Raw genomic sequence first — 16,215 nt, forward strand, 5'->3', positions numbered from 1 at the left:
TCGGCGGGCCAGGTCCGCTCGCCCCCGGTCGCCACGGTGAGGGCACGGTGGGCGGCGATCAGGCCGTTCGAGTACACGGAGACGGCGTCGGCGGCGGGCAGCAGACCGCGCGTCGGCTTCACGGCGGTGACGGCGTTCAGCGCCGCGGGAACGGCTCCCCCGGTGCTCAGCGCCAGGTCGACGATGCCGAGGGCGACCGCGACCGCCGCGCCGTTCCCGCCGGCCTTGGTGCGGTCCCAGGCGCCGGAAACCATGGCGGCTCCGGTCTTGCCGAGCACGATGGCGCCCGCGGCGGAGAGCCGCGCGACGACCGGGGCGCTGGTTTCCGGGACGGCGCGCCCGGACGGCTGCCCGGCGACGTCGATCAGGTCCTGCACGGCGAGGACGGTGCCGGCCAGCGGCAGGGCTTCCCCGGCTTTGACGCGTTCGTCGACGGCCTTGGCGTCGACGAGGACGTCCTCGACGGCCCGGAGGGAGGCCCAGATTTCGGGGCGGCCGGCTTCGGTGATGCGCTCGAAGGCGGCGATGACGCGGTGCGAGGCGGTGGGCGGGGTGATCGGGACGGGGTCCGGGTCCGGCGGGAGCGTGTTCACGGGGCGTCCTTTCCTCGGCGGGTCGAGAAAGTCCACTGTGTACGGTCGGCGCCGGCGAACCTCAGTGCACGGCGGGCCTCCCGGCGAGTGACACCTCTGCATGCATGACAAAAAGGTTAGTTCGCGGACGTTTCCGTCGCGATCAGCTTCCGATTACGAGGGTGTTTCGGCACCGGGAGGTGAACAGGGCGCGACGCCGGGGTGAAACGCACGATCACGCACGCCGGGTGACGAACGGGCGGGACGGTCGTGTGTTCGCCCTCGAACGGCGGAGCGGGGCACCCGGATGGCGCAGCGAGGCCGGATTCGCGTGACCGGCGGGGAAATCGTGGGATCCGCGCGGGATCAGGCGGATTTCGCGTCGGCGAGCGGGGCCGCCGGACGGAATCGGACGGTCAGGACAGCTCGCGCAGGGCCATCGCCAGCCCCGCCAGGCGGTCCGTCGCGTCGGTGAGGTCCTGCTTCGACGTCACCAAGCCGTCGCTCGAGGCGGCGACCGTGTGGCCCGCCGCGGCGACCAGGCCGCGGTAGCCCTCGATGCCGTCGTCGAGCTGTTCGCGGAGCTTGCCGACCGCGGCGTCCAACGCGGCCTTCTCACGAGCCGGCGCGGAGTCGCGGCCACGCTCGATCGCCTGGATGCGGGCCGCCAGGCCGCGCAGCGCCGCGGCCGCTTCGCTCGCCGTCTGCCGGGCGTCCTCAACGGACACCTCGGGCACCGGAGCCGTGCCCACCGAGGAGGGAACGGAAAGCTGGCGCAGCAGCTCGCCCAGCGACGCCTCGCACTCGGCGAGCCGTTCCATGGGTTCGCGAGCCGCCGACCGGGCGGGTGGCAGCGGCGGCGGTCCGGCCGGCGCCGCCGGGATCGGGGTGCGCTTGAGGTCGCGCAGCTTGAGGCCGGACCGGACGCTGAACGTGCCGAAGATGACGGCGCCCGCGAACGCCGTGATCGCCTGCGGCATCATCGCGACACCGGCGGGGCTGAGCCAGCCCACCGCGGCGGCCACCGTCACGACCGCGCACAGGATCGTCAGGATGATCCACAGCGTGAGGGCTTTCGCCGTCCGGCGCTTGCGGCGTTCGAGCTTCGCGGCCGGGTGGTTCCAGCGGTCCCACTTGGCCCTGGCCTCGGCGAACGCCGGGACCTGGCTGGCCATCGACGACAGCGAAGCCGTCATGTCGGGCCGCCGTGCGGGCGGCCGTTGCAACGGGTTGGGGCGGGCGGGCTTCCCGCCGGCCTGGTCGGCCGGCGGGAAGTACCGCTGCACCTTCTGGAGCTTTTCCTGGGCGCGCACGGCGTAGTCGGGCAGCTTCTCGATGTGCTTCTCCAGCTTGGCGCTCAGTTCGCCGAAGTCACGCCGCTTGCCCTGCTGCCCCATGCTCGCCCCCTTGCCCTTCCCGCCCGCGTCAGGCCGGGTTCTTGCCCTGCTCGGCCTGGACGCGCGCCTGGATCTCGCGCTGGATGTCGGCCGAGCTGCTCGCCGGCTTCTGGGCCGCCGCGCCGCCGTCGGTCACCTGCGCGACCGACTCGCCGCGCATCGACGACCGGATCTGCTCGAGCCGCGAGTGGCCGGCCAGCTGCGTCGTGGAGGCCTGGACCTCCATCATGCGCCCCTGGACCGAGTTCTGGGCGAGCTCCGCCTGACCCAGCGCCGTGGTGTAGCGCTTCTCGATCTTGTCGCGGACCTCTTCCAGCGACGGCGTGTTGCCCGGCGCGGCCAGCTGGCTCATCTGGTTCAGCGAAGCGGAGACCTGCTCCTGCATCTTCGCCTGCTCCAGCTGCGAGAGCAGCTTGGTGCGCTCGGCCAGCTTCTGCTGCAGCATCTGCGAGTTGCGCTCCACGGCCTGCTTGGCCTGGGCCGCCGCCTGCAGCGACTGGTCGTGCAGCGTCTTCAGGTCCTCGATGTTCTGCTCGGCCGTGACGAGCTGCGTCGCGAAGCTCTCCGCGGCGTTCTCGAACTCGGTCGCCTTCTGCTCGTCACCCTTGGCGCGGGCTTCGTCCGCGAGGACGAGCGCCTGCCGGGTGGACGCCTGCAGCTTTTCGACGTCGCCGAGCTGCCGGTTGAGCTTCATCTCCAGCTGCCGCTGGTTGCCGATCACGGAGGCGGCCTGCTGCGTCAGCGCCTGGTGGTTGCGCTGCGCCTCCTCGATGGCCTGCTGGATCTGTACCTTCGGGTCGGCGTGCTCGTCGATCTTCGACGAGAACGCCGCCATCATGTACTTCCAGAACTTCACGAACGGGTTGGCCATCTCCTCCGCCTGCCTTCTTGCGTCCCACGGGCCTTGAGTACTCGGGGTGGGGCGTCGCTCCCCTGCTTCTGCAACGCACCGACCCCGGCGTTGGGTTCCATCGTGTCAGGTCGGCCACGTCCGTTCCAGGCGACCCGGCGGAATTCAGGGATCGCCCTGATCACCCCGAGTAGGCAACGCGAACGGCCCCGGGCGGGTTGCCCGGGGCCGTTGTCGTGTCCGACCTGTGACTATGCGGCGATCGTCGAGGCCAGCTTGGGCTGGCCGATCGTCGTCCGCAATGTCGTGTTCATCCTCGGTGCCGGGGAAACTCGCAGGTCGGCGAGGTCGTTCCCGATCAGCTCGGACATCAGGCGACCGCCTTCGATGCCGGCCGCCGAGGCCTCGGCACCCCGCTTTTCCCGGGGTGCGCCTTCCACGATCCGCTCGTCGACCGGTGCGACCTCGACGTTGTCGAGGGCCGAAACGTCCGCCGCCACGTTGTGCAGCAGTTCGCCGAGCGGAAGGTCCAGTGCCTGGCAGATGGACGCGAGCAGTTCGCTCGACGCCTCCTTCTGGCCCCGTTCCACCTCCGAGAGGTAGCCGAGGCTGACCCTGGCGGCGCGGGAGATGTCGCGCAGCGTACGACGCTGGTTGGTGCGGGCATGACGGAGCCGATCACCGATCGCCTCACGCAACAGCACGGTCATCACGCGCCTCCCTTCCGAACAAGTACCCCCTACGTTACCCAGAGCGGTGCCCTGGGCGCAGGAGTTGGTGAGCCCGTACGCCAAGGGCGAACGCCCGATTCACGTCAGATGTTCCCCGAGCAGGGCAAACGCGGCCTGGACCGATCGGGTCCTGATCAAGTCGCGATCCCCGCTCAAGGCCAGCGTACGGACTGTGCGTGTTCCCGGCCCGACGAGCCCGACGTGCACCGTGCCGGGCTCGACGCCATCCTGCGGCGACGGGCCGGCCACGCCGGTCAGGCCGAGTCCCCAGGTGGCGCCGCACCGCTCGCGGGCACCCTCGGCGAGCTGCGCGGCCACCTCGGGGTGGACGGCGCCGTGCTCGGCCAGCAGGGCGGCGTCGACCCCGGCCAGCGCGGTCTTCAGCTCGGTGGCGTAGACCACGAGCCCGCCGCGGAGGGCGGCGCTGGCCCCGGGCACGCGGGCGAGGGTGGCGCAGACGAGCCCGGCGGTCAGCGACTCGGCGGCGGCGACGGTCTCGCCCCGCGCCGTGAGGGCACCGATGAGCGCGGCGGCTTGTTCGTCCGCTCGGTGGGCCTGATCGGCCACCTCAGCCCCCGGTCACCCGGCGCCCGGCGGCGCGCAGCCGCACGGCCCGGACCAGGTAGTCGACGCCGGTCACCACGGTCAGCACCAGTGCCAGGCCCATCAGCGACCACCGGACCGGGTCCGCGCCGGCCGGCAGCGGCAGCAGGTACGCCACGATGGCCGCGATCTGCGCCATCGTCTTGGCCTTCCCGCCCCGGCTCGCCGGGATCACGCCGTGCCGGATCACCCAGAACCGCAGCAGCGTGACGCCGATCTCGCGGACGGCGATCACGATCGTGACCCACCAGCCCAGCTCACCCAGGACGCTCAGCCCGACCAGCGCGGCGCCGGTCAGCGCCTTGTCCGCGATCGGGTCGGCGATCTTGCCGAAGTCGGTGATCAGGCCGTACTTGCGGGCCACCCAGCCGTCGAGCTGGTCGGTGAAGGAGGCGACGGCGAACAGGCCGGTGGCGATCGCCCGCCAGGTCGTGTCGTGGCCGTCGCCGACGAACAGCGCGACGACGAACAGCGGCACCATGACCAGCCGCGAAAGCGTCAGCAGGTTCGCGACGTTGAGCGTGGGGACCGGGGTCGGCTCGGGGACCTGCGCGGGGCCCTCGCGCGTCAGGCCGTCGTCGGCGGCGTCGCTGGGGAGCGCACTCACCGGTCGGCGTCCGGTACCGCGCGGACGATCAGGTCCACGCCCGCCGAGTCCACGACCTCGCAGCGCAGGAAGTCGCCCACCTCGGTCTTCTCCGGCGCGTCGAGGATGACGCACTCGCCGTCGACCTCGGGGGCCTGGTGCGCGGCGCGGCCGGTCAGCTCGCCGTCGTCGTCCAGCTCGACCAGCACGTCGACGAACGTGCCGATCCGGTCCTCGGCGCGCTGCGCGGTCAGCTCCTCGACCAGCGCGGAGATCCGCGTGACGCGCTTCGCGACCTCGTCGGCGTCCAGCTTGCCGTCGAAGCCCTCGGCCTCGGTGCCGTCCTCGTCGGAGTAGCCGAAGACGCCGACCGCGTCGAGGCGCGCGCCGGTCAGGAAGCGTTCGAGCTCGCTCAGGTCGTGCTCGGTCTCGCCGGGGAACCCGACGATCACGTTGGTCCGGATGCCCGCCTCGGGCGCGTACTCGCGGATCTGCTCGGTCAGCGCCAGGAACGAGTCGGTCGAGCCGAACCGGCGCATCCGGCGCAGCACCTGCTCGCTGGAGTGCTGGAACGACAGGTCGAAGTACTCCGCGACGCCCGGCGTGGTGGCGATGGCCTTGACCAGCTGCGGGCGCGTCTCGGCCGGCTGCAGGTAGGAGACGCGGACGCGCTCGATGCCGTCGATCTCCGCCAGGCGCGGCAGGAGCCGCTCCAGCGCGGTGGCGCCGTCGCGGCCGAAGTCCTTGCCGTAGGACGTCGAGTTCTCGCTGACCAGGAACAGCTCCTTGACGCCGTTTTCGGCCAGCCACATCGCCTCGGCGACGATCTCGTCGGGCTGCCGCGAGACGAACGAGCCGCGGAACGACGGGATCGCGCAGAACGAGCAGCGCCGGTCGCAGCCGGACGCGATCTTCAGCGCGGCCACCGGCGCGTCGTCGAGACGAGTGCGCAGCACCCGCGGGCCCCAGCCGTGCTGCGCGTGCCCCGGGACCTCGACGCTCTCCGCGGCGGCGGGCCGCTGGACCGGGCTGATCGGCAGCAGCTTGCGGCGGTCGCCGGGGGTGTGCGAAACGATCTTGCGGCCGGCGACGACGTCGTCGAGCCGGGCCGAGAGGTCGGCGTAGTGGTCGAAGCCCAGCACGGCGTCGGCCTCGGGGAGGCTGTCGGCCAGCTCGTGGCCGTAGCGCTCGGCCATGCAGCCGACGGCGACGACCTTCTTGCCGGTGTCCGACGCGGCCAGCAGCGTGTCGACCGAGTCCTTTTTGGCCGATTCGACGAAGCCGCAGGTGTTGACCACCACGACGTCGGACTCTTCGGGATCGGCCGCCAGCTCCCAGCCGCCGGCCGCGAGCCGGCCCGCGAGCTCCTCCGAGTCGACCTCGTTGCGGGCGCAGCCCAGGGTCAGCAGGGAGACGCGTCGGGTGGCGGCTGGGTCCGTGGCAGGGGAAGGCACGACGTTCAGGGTAGCCGCCGGGTGCACGCGGCCTGACGACGGCGTAGCCCGGTCGTGTCGCCGCGCGCGCCGCGCCATGTGGCAGGCTTGACGATCGTGCCGTCCGACTCCCCCAGCCCGACCGTCCGCCGCGCGCGGATCGCCGACGTCCGCAAGATCAAGGCCCTCGTCGACTCGGACGCCGGGCGCGTCCTGCTGGAGAAGGACCTGGTCACGCTGTACGAGGCGGTCCAGGAGTTCTGGGTGGCCGAAGTGGACGGCGAAGTCGCCGGCGCGGCGGCGCTGCACGTGCTCTGGGAGGACATCGCCGAGCTGCGCACGGTGGTGGTCGACAAGGCGGTCCGCGGCCAGGGCGTCGGGCGGGTGCTGGTGGCCCGCCTGGTCGACGAGGCGCGTGAGCTCGGTCTCCGCCGGCTGTTCGTGCTGACCTTCGAGACGAGCTTCTTCGCCGGGCACGGGTTCGTGGAGATCGACGGGACGCCGGTTTCGCACGAGGTGTACGAGGAGATGCGGCGCTCGCACGACACGGGTGTGGCCGAGTTCCTGGACCTGCCGTACGTGAAGCCGAACACGCTGGGCAACTCGCGGATGCTGCTGCAGCTCTGAGCCGCTCGAGCTGGTCCTCGCCGGTCCGGGCGGGCGTCGCCGTGGCCCTGAAGGAACGTCATGAACGAGTCGTTCATGACGTCTGGCGCCGGGGCCCCGGCAAAGTCGGGCAGCACGGCCGATCCGCCCAGCCGCGACGACATGAATGAGTCATTCACTTCGCCAGACGACATAAATGACCCATTCACAACATCCCCGCGACGCCGGACAGACCACGCAGCCGGCCCGCGGCCGGTCACCCGCTCGCCGGCGCGCGACTTTGCCGGGACCCTGACGTCTGGCGCGGTGAACGACCCGTTCATGACATCGCGACCGGCCGGGCACGCAACCCCTAAGTCATCTGGCCAATTCCCGCCTAGGGGCCGAAGTCAGGGGGAAATTTTCCCAACAACCTCCTTTCGGGCGGTGACCAGCACCACTGCGCTACCCGAAGCTGATCGGGCACCAAGTCACCGATCGGCAAGGAAGCAACGATGCGCACGACACTGCGGAACCTGGGGGCCACCGTGGCGGTGGCCGCGACTGTCGGCGGAGGCGTCCTCGCGGGCGCCGGCACCGCGGCGGCCGTCGACATCCCGACGGTCACCGACCAGTACCTCTTCTCCACGTCCCTGTCCGGGTTCGAGTCGATCCGGAACCAGGCGCCCTACTCCGGCCAGCTCGACTGGTCGTCGGACGGCTGCTCGTGGTCCCCGGACACCCCGTTCGGCTGGCAGTTCCTGCCCGGCTGCCACCGGCACGACTTCGGCTACCGCAACTACAAGAAGCAGGGCCGCTTCACCGAGGCGAACCGGCTGAAGATCGACGACAACCTCTACAGCGACCTGAAGAGCGTCTGCGGGTCCAACGTGGCCTGCAAGGGCGCGGCCTGGACGTACTACCAGGCGGTCCGCAAGTTCGGCGGCTGAGCCGCTCCCCGGCCCGGGTGCGCCCGCGCGCGCCTGGGCCAGGATGGGGGCATGGAGATCGATCACCTGCTCAGCACGACCCGCGCGGTGCGCCGCAAGCTCGACCTCGACCGGCCGGTCGAACCCGGGGTTCTCGAGGAATGCCTGAATCTGGCCCTGCAGGCGCCGACACCCGGCAACGTCCAGGCGTGGCGCTGGCTCGTGGTGCGCGACCAGGCGGTCAAGAACCGCCTCGGCGTGCTGTTCCGCGAGGTCGGCGAGGCCTACCTGGCGGCCAAGGCCGACGCCGACCCGCGGGCGCTGGCGTCCGGGCGGCACCTGATCGACGTGATCGAGCGCGTCCCGGTGTTCGTGATCCCGGTCCTCCAGGGTCGCCCCACCGGCGACAACGCGGCCGACGCGGCGTTCTACGGCGGCATCTTCCCGGCGGTGTGGAACTTCCAGCTGGCGCTCCGTTCGCGCGGCCTGGGCTCGACGCTCACGACGTACCACCTCTCCCGCGAGGCCGAGGCGGCCGAGATCCTCGGCATCCCGGACGGCCACACGCAGGCCGGACTGCTGCCGGTGGCGTACACGACCGTGCCGGACTTCAAGCCCGCGCCGCGCACCCCGCTGTCCGAAGTGGCCTACCGGGACCACTGGGGCACGCCGCTCAGCTGATCCGGACCGTGGCCTCCCCGCCGTCCACGCTGACCGACACCAGCTCGACCCGGCTGGCGGCGAAGGTCGTCTCCTGCGGGCCGGTGCGCGGGCCGCTGTGCAGCTCGGCCGTGGTGCCTTCACCGCGGCCGGGCTCCTTCAGCAGGAACGCCAGAGTGGCTTCCCCCTGCCAGATGCACGTCATGTTCGGCCGGCACCGCGAGTCGGAGACGACCCGGACGTAGCGCACCGTCAGGTCCTTGCCCTGCACGGCGGCCTCCTGCCCGAGCCGCAGGGTGACGTCGTGCCCCGCGGGGGCACTCACCGTCGACGGCGGCGGGGGCGCGGCGGGACCGGGAGCGCTCGGCTGCCCGGAGGCGACCGCGCTCCCGGCGCCCACCGTTACGACGGCGAAGGCGAACAGTCCGGCTACGAATCGCTGTAGGTCCACGTGCTCAGGACGGAACGGACCCGGCAGGGGGTTGCACCGGCTATTCGTCCTCGCCGCCCGCGTCGGCGTCCACCGGGCCGCCGCCGCGGATCATGAAGAGGACGCCTTCCAGCTCCTCCGGCTTGATCAGCACGTCGCGGGCCTTCGAGCCCTCCGACGGGCCGACCACGCCGCGGCTTTCCAGCAGGTCCATCAGGCGCCCCGCCTTGGCGAACCCGACCCGCAGCTTGCGCTGCAGCATCGACGTCGAGCCGAACTGGGACGTCACGATCAGCTCCGCCGCCTGCAGCAGGACGTCGAGGTCGTCCCCGATGTCCGGGTCGATCTCCTTCTTCTCGCCGGCCTTCTGCGCCGTGACGCCGTCCTGGTAGTCCGGCTGCGCCTGCTCCTTGGCGTAGTTGACGACCGCGGCGATCTCCTCGTCGCCGACGAACGCGCCCTGGATGCGGACCGGCTTGCCGGCGCCCATCGGCAGGTACAGGGCGTCACCCATGCCGATGAGCTTCTCCGCGCCCGGCTGGTCCAAGATCACCCGCGAGTCGGTCAGCGACGACGTCGCGAAGGCCAGCCGCGAGGGCACGTTGGTCTTGATCAGGCCGGTCACGACGTCGACCGACGGCCGCTGCGTCGCCAGGACCAGGTGGATGCCCGCCGCACGGGCCTTCTGGGTGATGCGGACGATCGCGTCCTCGACGTCGCGCGGGGCGGTCATCATCAGGTCGGCGAGCTCGTCGACGATCGCCATGATGTACGGGTACGGCCGGTACTCGCGCTCGGACCCCGGCGGCGCGGTGATCTCGCCCGACTTGACCTTCTTGTTGTAGTCGTCGATGTGCCGGACCTTGTTGACCTGCATGTCCTGGTACCGCTGCTCCATCTCCTCCACCAGCCAGGCCAGCGCGGCGGCGGCCTTCTTCGGCTGGGTGATGATGGGCGTGATCAGGTGCGGGATGCCCTCGTACGGCGTCAGCTCGACCATCTTCGGGTCGATCAGGATCATCCGGCACTCGTCCGGCGTCGAGCGCGCGAGCAGCGACACCAGCATCGAGTTGACGAAGCTCGACTTACCGGAACCGGTGGAGCCCGCGACCAGCAGGTGCGGCATCTTCGTCAGGTTCGCGGTGACGAAGTGGCCCTCGATGTCCTTGCCGAGGCCGATCACCATCGGGTGGTTGTCCTTGACCGTGGACGGCGCCCGCAGGACGTCACCGAGGCGGACCATCTCGCGGTCGGAGTTCGGCACCTCGATGCCGACCGCGGACTTGCCGGGGATCGGCGCCAGCAGCCGGACGTTGTCGGTGGCCACCGCGTACGCGATGTTCTTGGTCAGCGCGGTGATCTTCTCGACCTTCACGCCCGGCCCGAGCTCGACCTCGTACCGCGTGACCGTGGGCCCGCGGGTGAAGCCGGTGACCTGCGCGTCGACGTTGAACTGCTCCAGCACGCCGGTGATCGCCTCGATCATGGCGTCGTTGGCCTTGCTGCGGGACTTCGGCGCGTCGCCGAGCTTCAGCAGGTCGGGCGGCGGGAGCTGGTAGTCGCCTTCGACGGTCCGCGTGACCGCGAGCGGCGGCTCCGCGGGCTTCTTCGGCTTCTTCTCGGGCACCTCGACCGGCTTGGGCACGGCCTTGGGCGGCTTGGTCGGCGTCGGCGGCTCGGCCAGCATCGCGTCGATGTCGAGCTGCTCGGGTTCGGCGTCACTGGCCTGGCGGCGGCGGGACGGCTTGCGCAGCCGCGCGGACTTCGGGTCGGCGTCGGTGACGGCGTCCTCGTCGGTGGCGAACCCGGAGCGCAGCGCCTCGGCCTCGGCGATCTCCTCCTCGTCGAGGCCCCAGTTGCGCAGCCGCTGCGGGATCTCGCGGACCGGCGTGCCGGTGAACACGAGGATGCCGAAGACGAGCGCGAGGATCAGCAGCGGCACGGCGACCCAGGTGGTGACGCCCATGGTCAGCAGGCCGCCGGAGAAGGCGCCGATGATGCCGCCGGCGTACATCCGGCCGTCGTTGGTGGCCGGGAGCGCGGTGAAGATGTGCAGCATCCCGAGCACCGACAGGACGACCATGATCGTGCCGATGACCATCCGCGGCCGCGTCTCGGGGTGCGGCTCGGACCGCATCAGCGCGACCGCGACCACGACCAGCACCAGCGGCAACGTCACCGCCCCGGCACCGAGCACGGTCCGGGTGGCGATCTCGACGCCGGCGCCGATCGGCCCGGCGGCCCGCCACCAGACCCCGACGGCGGCGATGATGGCCAGCGCGATCAGGCCGAGCGCGAGGCCGTCACGGCGGTGTTCGGGCTCGAGCTCGCGGGTGCGGCCGACCGTGCGTGCGAGCGTTCCGGTGCCCTTGGCCAGCAGGTTCCAGGTGCCGCGGACGCCCTTGCCGAAGATCCCCGGCGTCTTGCGGCGCGGGGCGGGCTTGCGGGCGGGCGACGAACGCGGCCGTGGCTTCGCGGGGGTACGCGGCTTGCGCGCCGCCGCCCCCTTCGCGCCGCTTCCCGTGCTTCTCTTCCTCGTCGCCGACCCAGCCATGCGTCAACGGTAACTTGCCTTGCGCCTCAGCCCCGTGTGCCACTCTCGGCTCAGGGTGAACTTCTGCCTCACCGTGCCACACCGCCCGTGCGCATTCGGGTGAAAGCGGCGTCTGCCATGCTCTGCCCATGCTCGCGCTGCGCACCGCCGAACCGCCCCGCCGTGCCCCCGCCATCTGGCGCACCATGCTGAACATCGACCGCGGTCTGGTGAACCTGGTCGGGCGGCTCACCGTGACCGGCCGGGTCCCCGCGCAGCTGCGGGGCAAGCCGCTGCTGATGGCCGCGAACCACATCGGCGTGTTCGACGCGTTCGTGCTGATGGCGGCGTGCAAGCGGATCGGCATCAACCCGCGGTTCATGCTGGCGGGCGGCATCCTGGACGCCCCGGTGATCGGGCCGGCGCTGCGGGTCAGCGGGCACCTGCGGGTCGACCGCAAGCACGCCGGCACCGCCGTCGGGCAGTTCGCCGAGGCCGTCGAGGCGATGAAGACCACGCGCGAGCCGATCATCGTCTACCCCGAGGGCCGGATCAGCCACGACCCGGGCCTGTGGCCGGAGCGCGGCAAGACCGGGGCGGCCCGCCTGGCGCTCGCCTCGGGCGTGCCGATGATCCCGATCAGCCAGTGGGGCGCGCACGAGGCCGTCTACTGGGGCACCGAGACCGTCAACGGCCCGGCCGACCTCGTCCCGCTCGCCCGCTCCGGGCTCAGCGCGCCGCTGCGCCGGCCTCGGTTCCAGGTTCACTTCGGGGACCCCGTCGACCTGTCCGGCGTCGAGCCGGAGCGGCCGGGCGCCGGGGTGCGCGCGCACGCGCGGATCATGCAGGCCATCACCGACGGCCTGGTCCCGCTGCGCCGCGGCGAGCTGGACCGCCCGCGCTTCCACGACCCGACGCGGCCGACCGACACCGTCAGCCCGTGGAAGCCGGCGTCCGGATCCTGAGACGCCCGGGCCGGCCCGCCTAGAGTCGACGGACGTGAGCACCCGGATTCTCGTCGTGTACTACAGCTCGACCGGCAACACGGCGGCCCTCGCCGAGTCCCTCGCCGCCGGCGCCCGCGAAACCGGCGCCGAGGTGCGGGTGCGGACCGTGCGGGAGACCGCGCCCGCGCAGGCCGTCGCGCAGAACCCGCGCTGGCAGGCGTGGATCGACGCCGGCCCGCACCACGCGCTGGCCGAGCTGGCGGACCTCGAGTGGGCCGATGGCCTCGCGGTGGGCAGCCCGACCCGGTTCGGCGGCCCCGCCGCCCAGCTCAAGTCGTTCCTGGACAGCACGGGCGGGCTGTGGGCGAAGGGGAAGCTCGCGGACAAGGTCGCGACGTCGTTCACGACGGCGTCCACCGCGCACGGCGGCCTGGAATCGACGCTGCTGGCGATCAACAACGTCTTCTACCACTGGGGCGCGATCGTCGTGCCGCTCGGCTACACCGACCCGCACCTGATGGAGTCGGGCAACCCGTACGGCGGCTCGTTCGTGTCCCGCAAGTCGGCGGCGCCCGACGAACTCGCCCTCGGCGCGCTGCGCGTCCAGGGCCGGCGGCTGGCCACCATCACGACGCACGTCGCGACCGGCCTCAAGCGGGCCGAGTAACCGGAAAAACCCTTTTGGCAGTCACGCGGTCGCGCTTAGAGTCGCGACGGTGACCACCGAGCTGCCCGTCCTCGCCCCGCCCCGGGTCGCCCACCGCGGCCGCGGGACCACGCTCGTCCTGCTCGCCGCGCTGTCCTTCAGCACGTCGGGCACGCTGGGCAAGTCCGCGATGGCCGCCGGGATCAGCCCGGAGCAGGTGGCCTCGATGCGCATCGCGCTGGCGGGCCTGGTGCTGCTGGCCGGCGTGGCACTGGTGGCGCCGCGGAAGCTGCGGGTGCGCCGGGCCGAGCTCCCGGTGCTGGCCGGGTACGGCCTGCTCGGCGTCGCCGGCGTGCAGCTGCTCTACTTCGTCGCCGCCGGCCGGATCCCGGTCGGCATCGCGATCCTGCTGGAGTTCGTCTCCCCCGTGCTCATCGCGCTGTGGGTGCGGTTCGTGCGGCGGCACCGGCTGCCGCGGTCGGTGTGGGGCGGCATCGCGCTGGCGATGATCGGGCTGTCGCTGGTCGCGCAGGTCTGGCAGGGCGTGACGCTCAACGGCCTCGGCCTGCTCGCCGGCTTCGGCGCGGCGCTGTGCTCGGCCGGGTACTTCCTGCTCGGCGAGCGCGCGGTGGCCGACATCGACCCGCTGGGCCTGGTCACCTGGGGCATGGTGATCGGCGCGGTCGCGATCAGCTTCGTCGCGCCGCCGTGGACGTGGCCGGTCGGGCTGCTCGGCACCGACGTCGGGTTCGGCGCCTGGCACCCGCCGGTGTGGCTGCTGATCACCCTGCTGGTGCTGGTGGCGACCGTGCTGGCCTACGTCTTCGGGATCTCGTCGCTGCGGCACCTGCCGGCGTCGGTGGCGAGCGTGCTGGGGCTGGTCGAGCCGGTGATCGTCACGGTCACGGCGTGGGCGCTGCTCGGCGAGGAGCTCACCTGGCTCCAGCTGCTCGGCTCGGCGATCCTGCTCGGCGGCGCGTACCTGGTGCAGCGGAAGTCGGAAGTCCTCACGAGCTGAGCTTGCGCAAATTCTTCACGGAGTGCCGTCCGGATGCGACAATCCCGCACCGTGACGACGACGAAGCCGGGGCTGCGGCCCGATCTGCGCCAGCGGCACGTGCGGATGATCGCCCTCGGCGGCATCATCGGCGCGAGCCTGTTCATCGGCAGCGGTGCGGTGATCCACACCGTGGGCCCGGCGGCCGTGCTCTCGTACGCACTGGGCGGCCTGCTCGTCGTGCTCGTGATGCGGATGCTCGGCGAGATGGCCACGGCCGCGCCGTCATTGGGCTCGTTCATGGAGTACGCGCGCGACTCGCTCGGCGGCTGGGCGGGCTTCACGATCGGCTGGCTGTACTGGTACTTCTGGGTCGGCGTGGTCGCGTTCGAGGCGGTCGCCGGCGCGAAGATCCTGCAGGGCTGGATCCCCGGCGTGCCGCAGTGGGTGTTCTCGCTGGCGCTGATGCTCCTGCTGACGGCGACGAACCTGGCGTCGGCGCGGTCGTTCGGCGAGACGGAGTTCTGGCTGGCGTCGATCAAGGTCGCGACGATCGTGGTGTTCCTGGTGCTGGGCGTGCTGTTCGTGCTGGGCCTCTGGCCGGGCGCGCACTTTTCGGTGGGCAACATCGGCTTGGACGGTTTCGTGCCCCACGGCGGCTTTTCGGTCGTCCACGGCGTGGTGATCGTGATCTTCTCGTACTTCGGCGCGGAAATCGTGACGATCGCGGCCGCGGAGTCCGACCAGCCGGAGACGGCGGTCCGCAAGGCGACCTCGACGATCGTCTGGCGCGTGATCGTGTTCTACGTGGGTTCGGTGACCCTGCTGGTGATGATCACGCCGTGGCGCGAAATCCCCAGCGAGACCAGCCCGTTCGCGGCGGCGTTCGGCCGCTTCGGCGTCCCGGCGGCGTCGACGATCGTCAGCGCGGTCGTCCTGACGGCGGCCCTGTCGGTGCTGAATTCGGGGCTGTACACGGCATCCCGGATGCTGTTCGCGTTGCGCCGCCACGGCTGGGCCCCGGCGTGGATCTCGGACACGAACGCGCGCGGGGTCCCGTGGAAGGCGATCCTGGCGTCCACTTCGGTCGGTTACGTGGCGGTGGTGATGAGCTACGTGTCCCCGGACAAGATCTTCTACTTCATCATCAACTCGGCGGGCGCGGTGGCTTTGTTCGTGTACGCCATCATCTGCGGCTCGCAGCTGCGGATGCGGCGGGCGCTGGAGGCGTCGTCGCCGGAGAAGCTGAAGCTGCGGATGTGGGGTTATCCGTGGCTGAGCTGGGTGACGTTGGCGCTGACGCTGGCGGTGGTGGCGTCGATGCTGTTCGTGGACGAAGACGCGCGCTCACAGCTGTACCTGAGCCTGATCAGCCTGGCGGTGATCCTCGGCGTGTACGCCCTCATCCGCCGGCGATCCGGCTCAGCGCCCCGAAGAACACGTCCGTGATCTTCGCCGGGTCCGGCGCCACGAACGCCTGACCGCCAGTGGCCGCGGTGAGCTGGTCGAGTTCGGGCTTGTCCGCGTCCGGGCCGATGCCCACGCCGATCAGCGGGATGGGGCGGCGCGGGTCCTGGAGTTTCGCCAGCTCGGCCAGCAGGTCCGCGCGGCTGATGCTGTGCGGGTCCTCGTTGCGGCCGTCCGTCATCACGATCACCAGGTTGAGCCGGCCGGGCTCCCACTCGCGGCGGGCGGTGCGGTAGGTGTCCAGAACGCTGTCGTAGAGCCCGGTTCCGCCGTCGGCGGTCGCCTTCAGCTGCGCGAGTTTCTCCGGGGCGCCACCGGCCAGGTGCTGGGCCACCGAGGCCATCGGGAGGATTTCGCGGTAGTCCTTGTCGCCGTCGAGCTTGGTGGAGAACGCCAGCATGCGCAGCTGCGTCGCCGGTTTGAACAGGCGCAACGCCTTCTGCGTCGCCTCGACCGTCAGCTGCATGCGGTTCAGCGCCGTACCGGGCACCTGCGCGTTCATCGAGCCCGACACGTCGATCAGCACCTGCACGCGCGCGCTCAGGTTGATGCCCGCCCACTGGTTGAGCAGTTCGTCGACGACGCCGGCCTGTGGCAGGGTCATCACCTGGATGCCCGTCGGCGACACGCGCGGGTCGTCGGTGTGGTCGCGCAGCGCCTGCCCGCCCGCGGCGCGCAGGCCCGTCTTCGCGATCGCGTCCGCGCCGGGGCCGCCGAGCAGGGCCTCCCGCAGCGCGTCGACGATCGGGCGCTGCCGCGGGGTGACGCCGCTCAGCTCCGCGAACGGGTAGTCCAAAGTGGGCACCGCGGTCGAGTAGACGGCGACGAGCGGCGCCGACGTATCCTCGA

General features: G+C 71.5%; 17 protein-coding genes. 7 read left to right on the top strand and 10 right to left on the bottom strand.

Annotation, left to right across the window (positions count from 1 at the left end; translation table 11 throughout):
- From G3I65_RS33280 to rimO, 7 genes are all read right to left on the bottom strand, one after another.
- The coding region (locus G3I65_RS33280; protein WP_309235856.1) for an amidase family protein at positions 1 to 593 on the bottom strand (593 nt) is incomplete at its 3' end.
- A gap of 395 nt (positions 594 to 988) precedes the next feature.
- A complete protein-coding gene (locus tag G3I65_RS33285; RefSeq protein WP_160699617.1) occupies positions 989 to 1,969 on the bottom strand; it encodes a hypothetical protein in 981 nt (326 codons plus the stop codon).
- Positions 1,970 to 1,997: 28 nt separating this feature from the next.
- On the bottom strand, positions 1,998 to 2,840 hold the full coding sequence (locus G3I65_RS33290; RefSeq protein ID WP_125314545.1) for a PspA/IM30 family protein: 843 nt from the start codon (positions 2,838 to 2,840) through the stop codon (positions 1,998 to 2,000).
- A gap of 230 nt (positions 2,841 to 3,070) precedes the next feature.
- Positions 3,071 to 3,529 (bottom strand): helix-turn-helix domain-containing protein, encoded by a 459-nt coding sequence (locus G3I65_RS33295; RefSeq protein WP_043785204.1) that lies wholly within the window; start codon positions 3,527 to 3,529, stop codon positions 3,071 to 3,073.
- A gap of 99 nt (positions 3,530 to 3,628) precedes the next feature.
- A complete protein-coding gene (locus tag G3I65_RS33300; protein WP_160699618.1) occupies positions 3,629 to 4,117 on the bottom strand; it encodes a CinA family protein in 489 nt (162 codons plus the stop codon).
- A 1-nt stretch (position 4,118) separates the two neighbouring features.
- Positions 4,119 to 4,760 carry a CDP-diacylglycerol--glycerol-3-phosphate 3-phosphatidyltransferase gene (gene pgsA / locus G3I65_RS33305; RefSeq protein WP_160699619.1) on the bottom strand — a complete coding sequence of 214 codons (642 nt, stop codon included), beginning with the start codon at positions 4,758 to 4,760 and terminating at the stop codon, positions 4,119 to 4,121.
- Complete coding sequence (rimO, locus tag G3I65_RS33310; protein WP_160699620.1) at positions 4,757 to 6,193, bottom strand: 30S ribosomal protein S12 methylthiotransferase RimO; 1,437 nt, start codon at positions 6,191 to 6,193, stop codon at positions 4,757 to 4,759. The genes pgsA and rimO overlap by 4 nt, the downstream gene beginning before the upstream one ends.
- 87 nt (positions 6,194 to 6,280) lie before the next feature.
- Here rimO and G3I65_RS33315 point away from each other — a divergent pair, with 87 nt between their 5' ends.
- From G3I65_RS33315 to G3I65_RS33325, 3 genes are all read left to right on the top strand, one after another.
- Positions 6,281 to 6,799, top strand: coding sequence for an amino-acid N-acetyltransferase (locus G3I65_RS33315; protein WP_166640896.1), 519 nt, complete (start codon positions 6,281 to 6,283; stop codon positions 6,797 to 6,799).
- A 473-nt stretch (positions 6,800 to 7,272) separates the two neighbouring features.
- Positions 7,273 to 7,707, top strand: coding sequence for a phospholipase (locus G3I65_RS33320; RefSeq protein ID WP_160699621.1), 435 nt, complete (start codon positions 7,273 to 7,275; stop codon positions 7,705 to 7,707).
- Between the two features lie 51 nt (positions 7,708 to 7,758).
- Positions 7,759 to 8,367 carry a nitroreductase family protein gene (locus tag G3I65_RS33325; protein WP_160699622.1) on the top strand — a complete coding sequence of 203 codons (609 nt, stop codon included), beginning with the start codon at positions 7,759 to 7,761 and terminating at the stop codon, positions 8,365 to 8,367.
- Here G3I65_RS33325 and G3I65_RS33330 read toward each other — a convergent pair.
- Positions 8,360 to 8,746 carry a hypothetical protein gene (locus tag G3I65_RS33330; RefSeq protein WP_309235861.1) on the bottom strand — a complete coding sequence of 129 codons (387 nt, stop codon included), beginning with the start codon at positions 8,744 to 8,746 and terminating at the stop codon, positions 8,360 to 8,362. The two genes, G3I65_RS33325 and G3I65_RS33330, sit on opposite strands and share 8 nt — an antisense overlap.
- Positions 8,747 to 8,837: 91 nt before the next feature.
- On the bottom strand, positions 8,838 to 11,330 hold the full coding sequence (locus tag G3I65_RS33335; RefSeq protein WP_160699623.1) for a DNA translocase FtsK: 2,493 nt from the start codon (positions 11,328 to 11,330) through the stop codon (positions 8,838 to 8,840).
- Positions 11,331 to 11,458: 128 nt separating this feature from the next.
- Here G3I65_RS33335 and G3I65_RS33340 point away from each other — a divergent pair, with 128 nt between their 5' ends.
- From G3I65_RS33340 to G3I65_RS33355, 4 genes are all read left to right on the top strand, one after another.
- Positions 11,459 to 12,274 carry a 1-acyl-sn-glycerol-3-phosphate acyltransferase gene (locus G3I65_RS33340; protein WP_160699624.1) on the top strand — a complete coding sequence of 272 codons (816 nt, stop codon included), beginning with the start codon at positions 11,459 to 11,461 and terminating at the stop codon, positions 12,272 to 12,274.
- Positions 12,275 to 12,308: 34 nt separating this feature from the next.
- Complete coding sequence (wrbA, locus tag G3I65_RS33345) at positions 12,309 to 12,923, top strand: NAD(P)H:quinone oxidoreductase (RefSeq protein ID WP_160699625.1); 615 nt, start codon at positions 12,309 to 12,311, stop codon at positions 12,921 to 12,923.
- A gap of 49 nt (positions 12,924 to 12,972) precedes the next feature.
- Positions 12,973 to 13,920: a DMT family transporter gene (locus G3I65_RS33350; protein WP_160699626.1), complete on the top strand. Its 948-nt coding sequence runs from the start codon at positions 12,973 to 12,975 to the stop codon at positions 13,918 to 13,920.
- 105 nt (positions 13,921 to 14,025) lie between these two features.
- Positions 14,026 to 15,348 carry an amino acid permease gene (locus tag G3I65_RS33355; RefSeq protein WP_239071609.1) on the top strand — a complete coding sequence of 441 codons (1,323 nt, stop codon included), beginning with the start codon at positions 14,026 to 14,028 and terminating at the stop codon, positions 15,346 to 15,348.
- On the opposite strand, the gene G3I65_RS33360 is transcribed toward G3I65_RS33355, so the two are convergent.
- A partial coding sequence (locus tag G3I65_RS33360) for a VWA domain-containing protein (protein WP_160699628.1) occupies positions 15,302 to 16,215 on the bottom strand: 914 nt, incomplete at its 5' end. The two genes, G3I65_RS33355 and G3I65_RS33360, sit on opposite strands and share 47 nt — an antisense overlap.

It is taken from the genome of Amycolatopsis sp. SID8362, assembly GCF_010550475.1.
GTDB lineage: Bacteria > Actinomycetota > Actinomycetes > Mycobacteriales > Pseudonocardiaceae > Amycolatopsis > Amycolatopsis eburnea.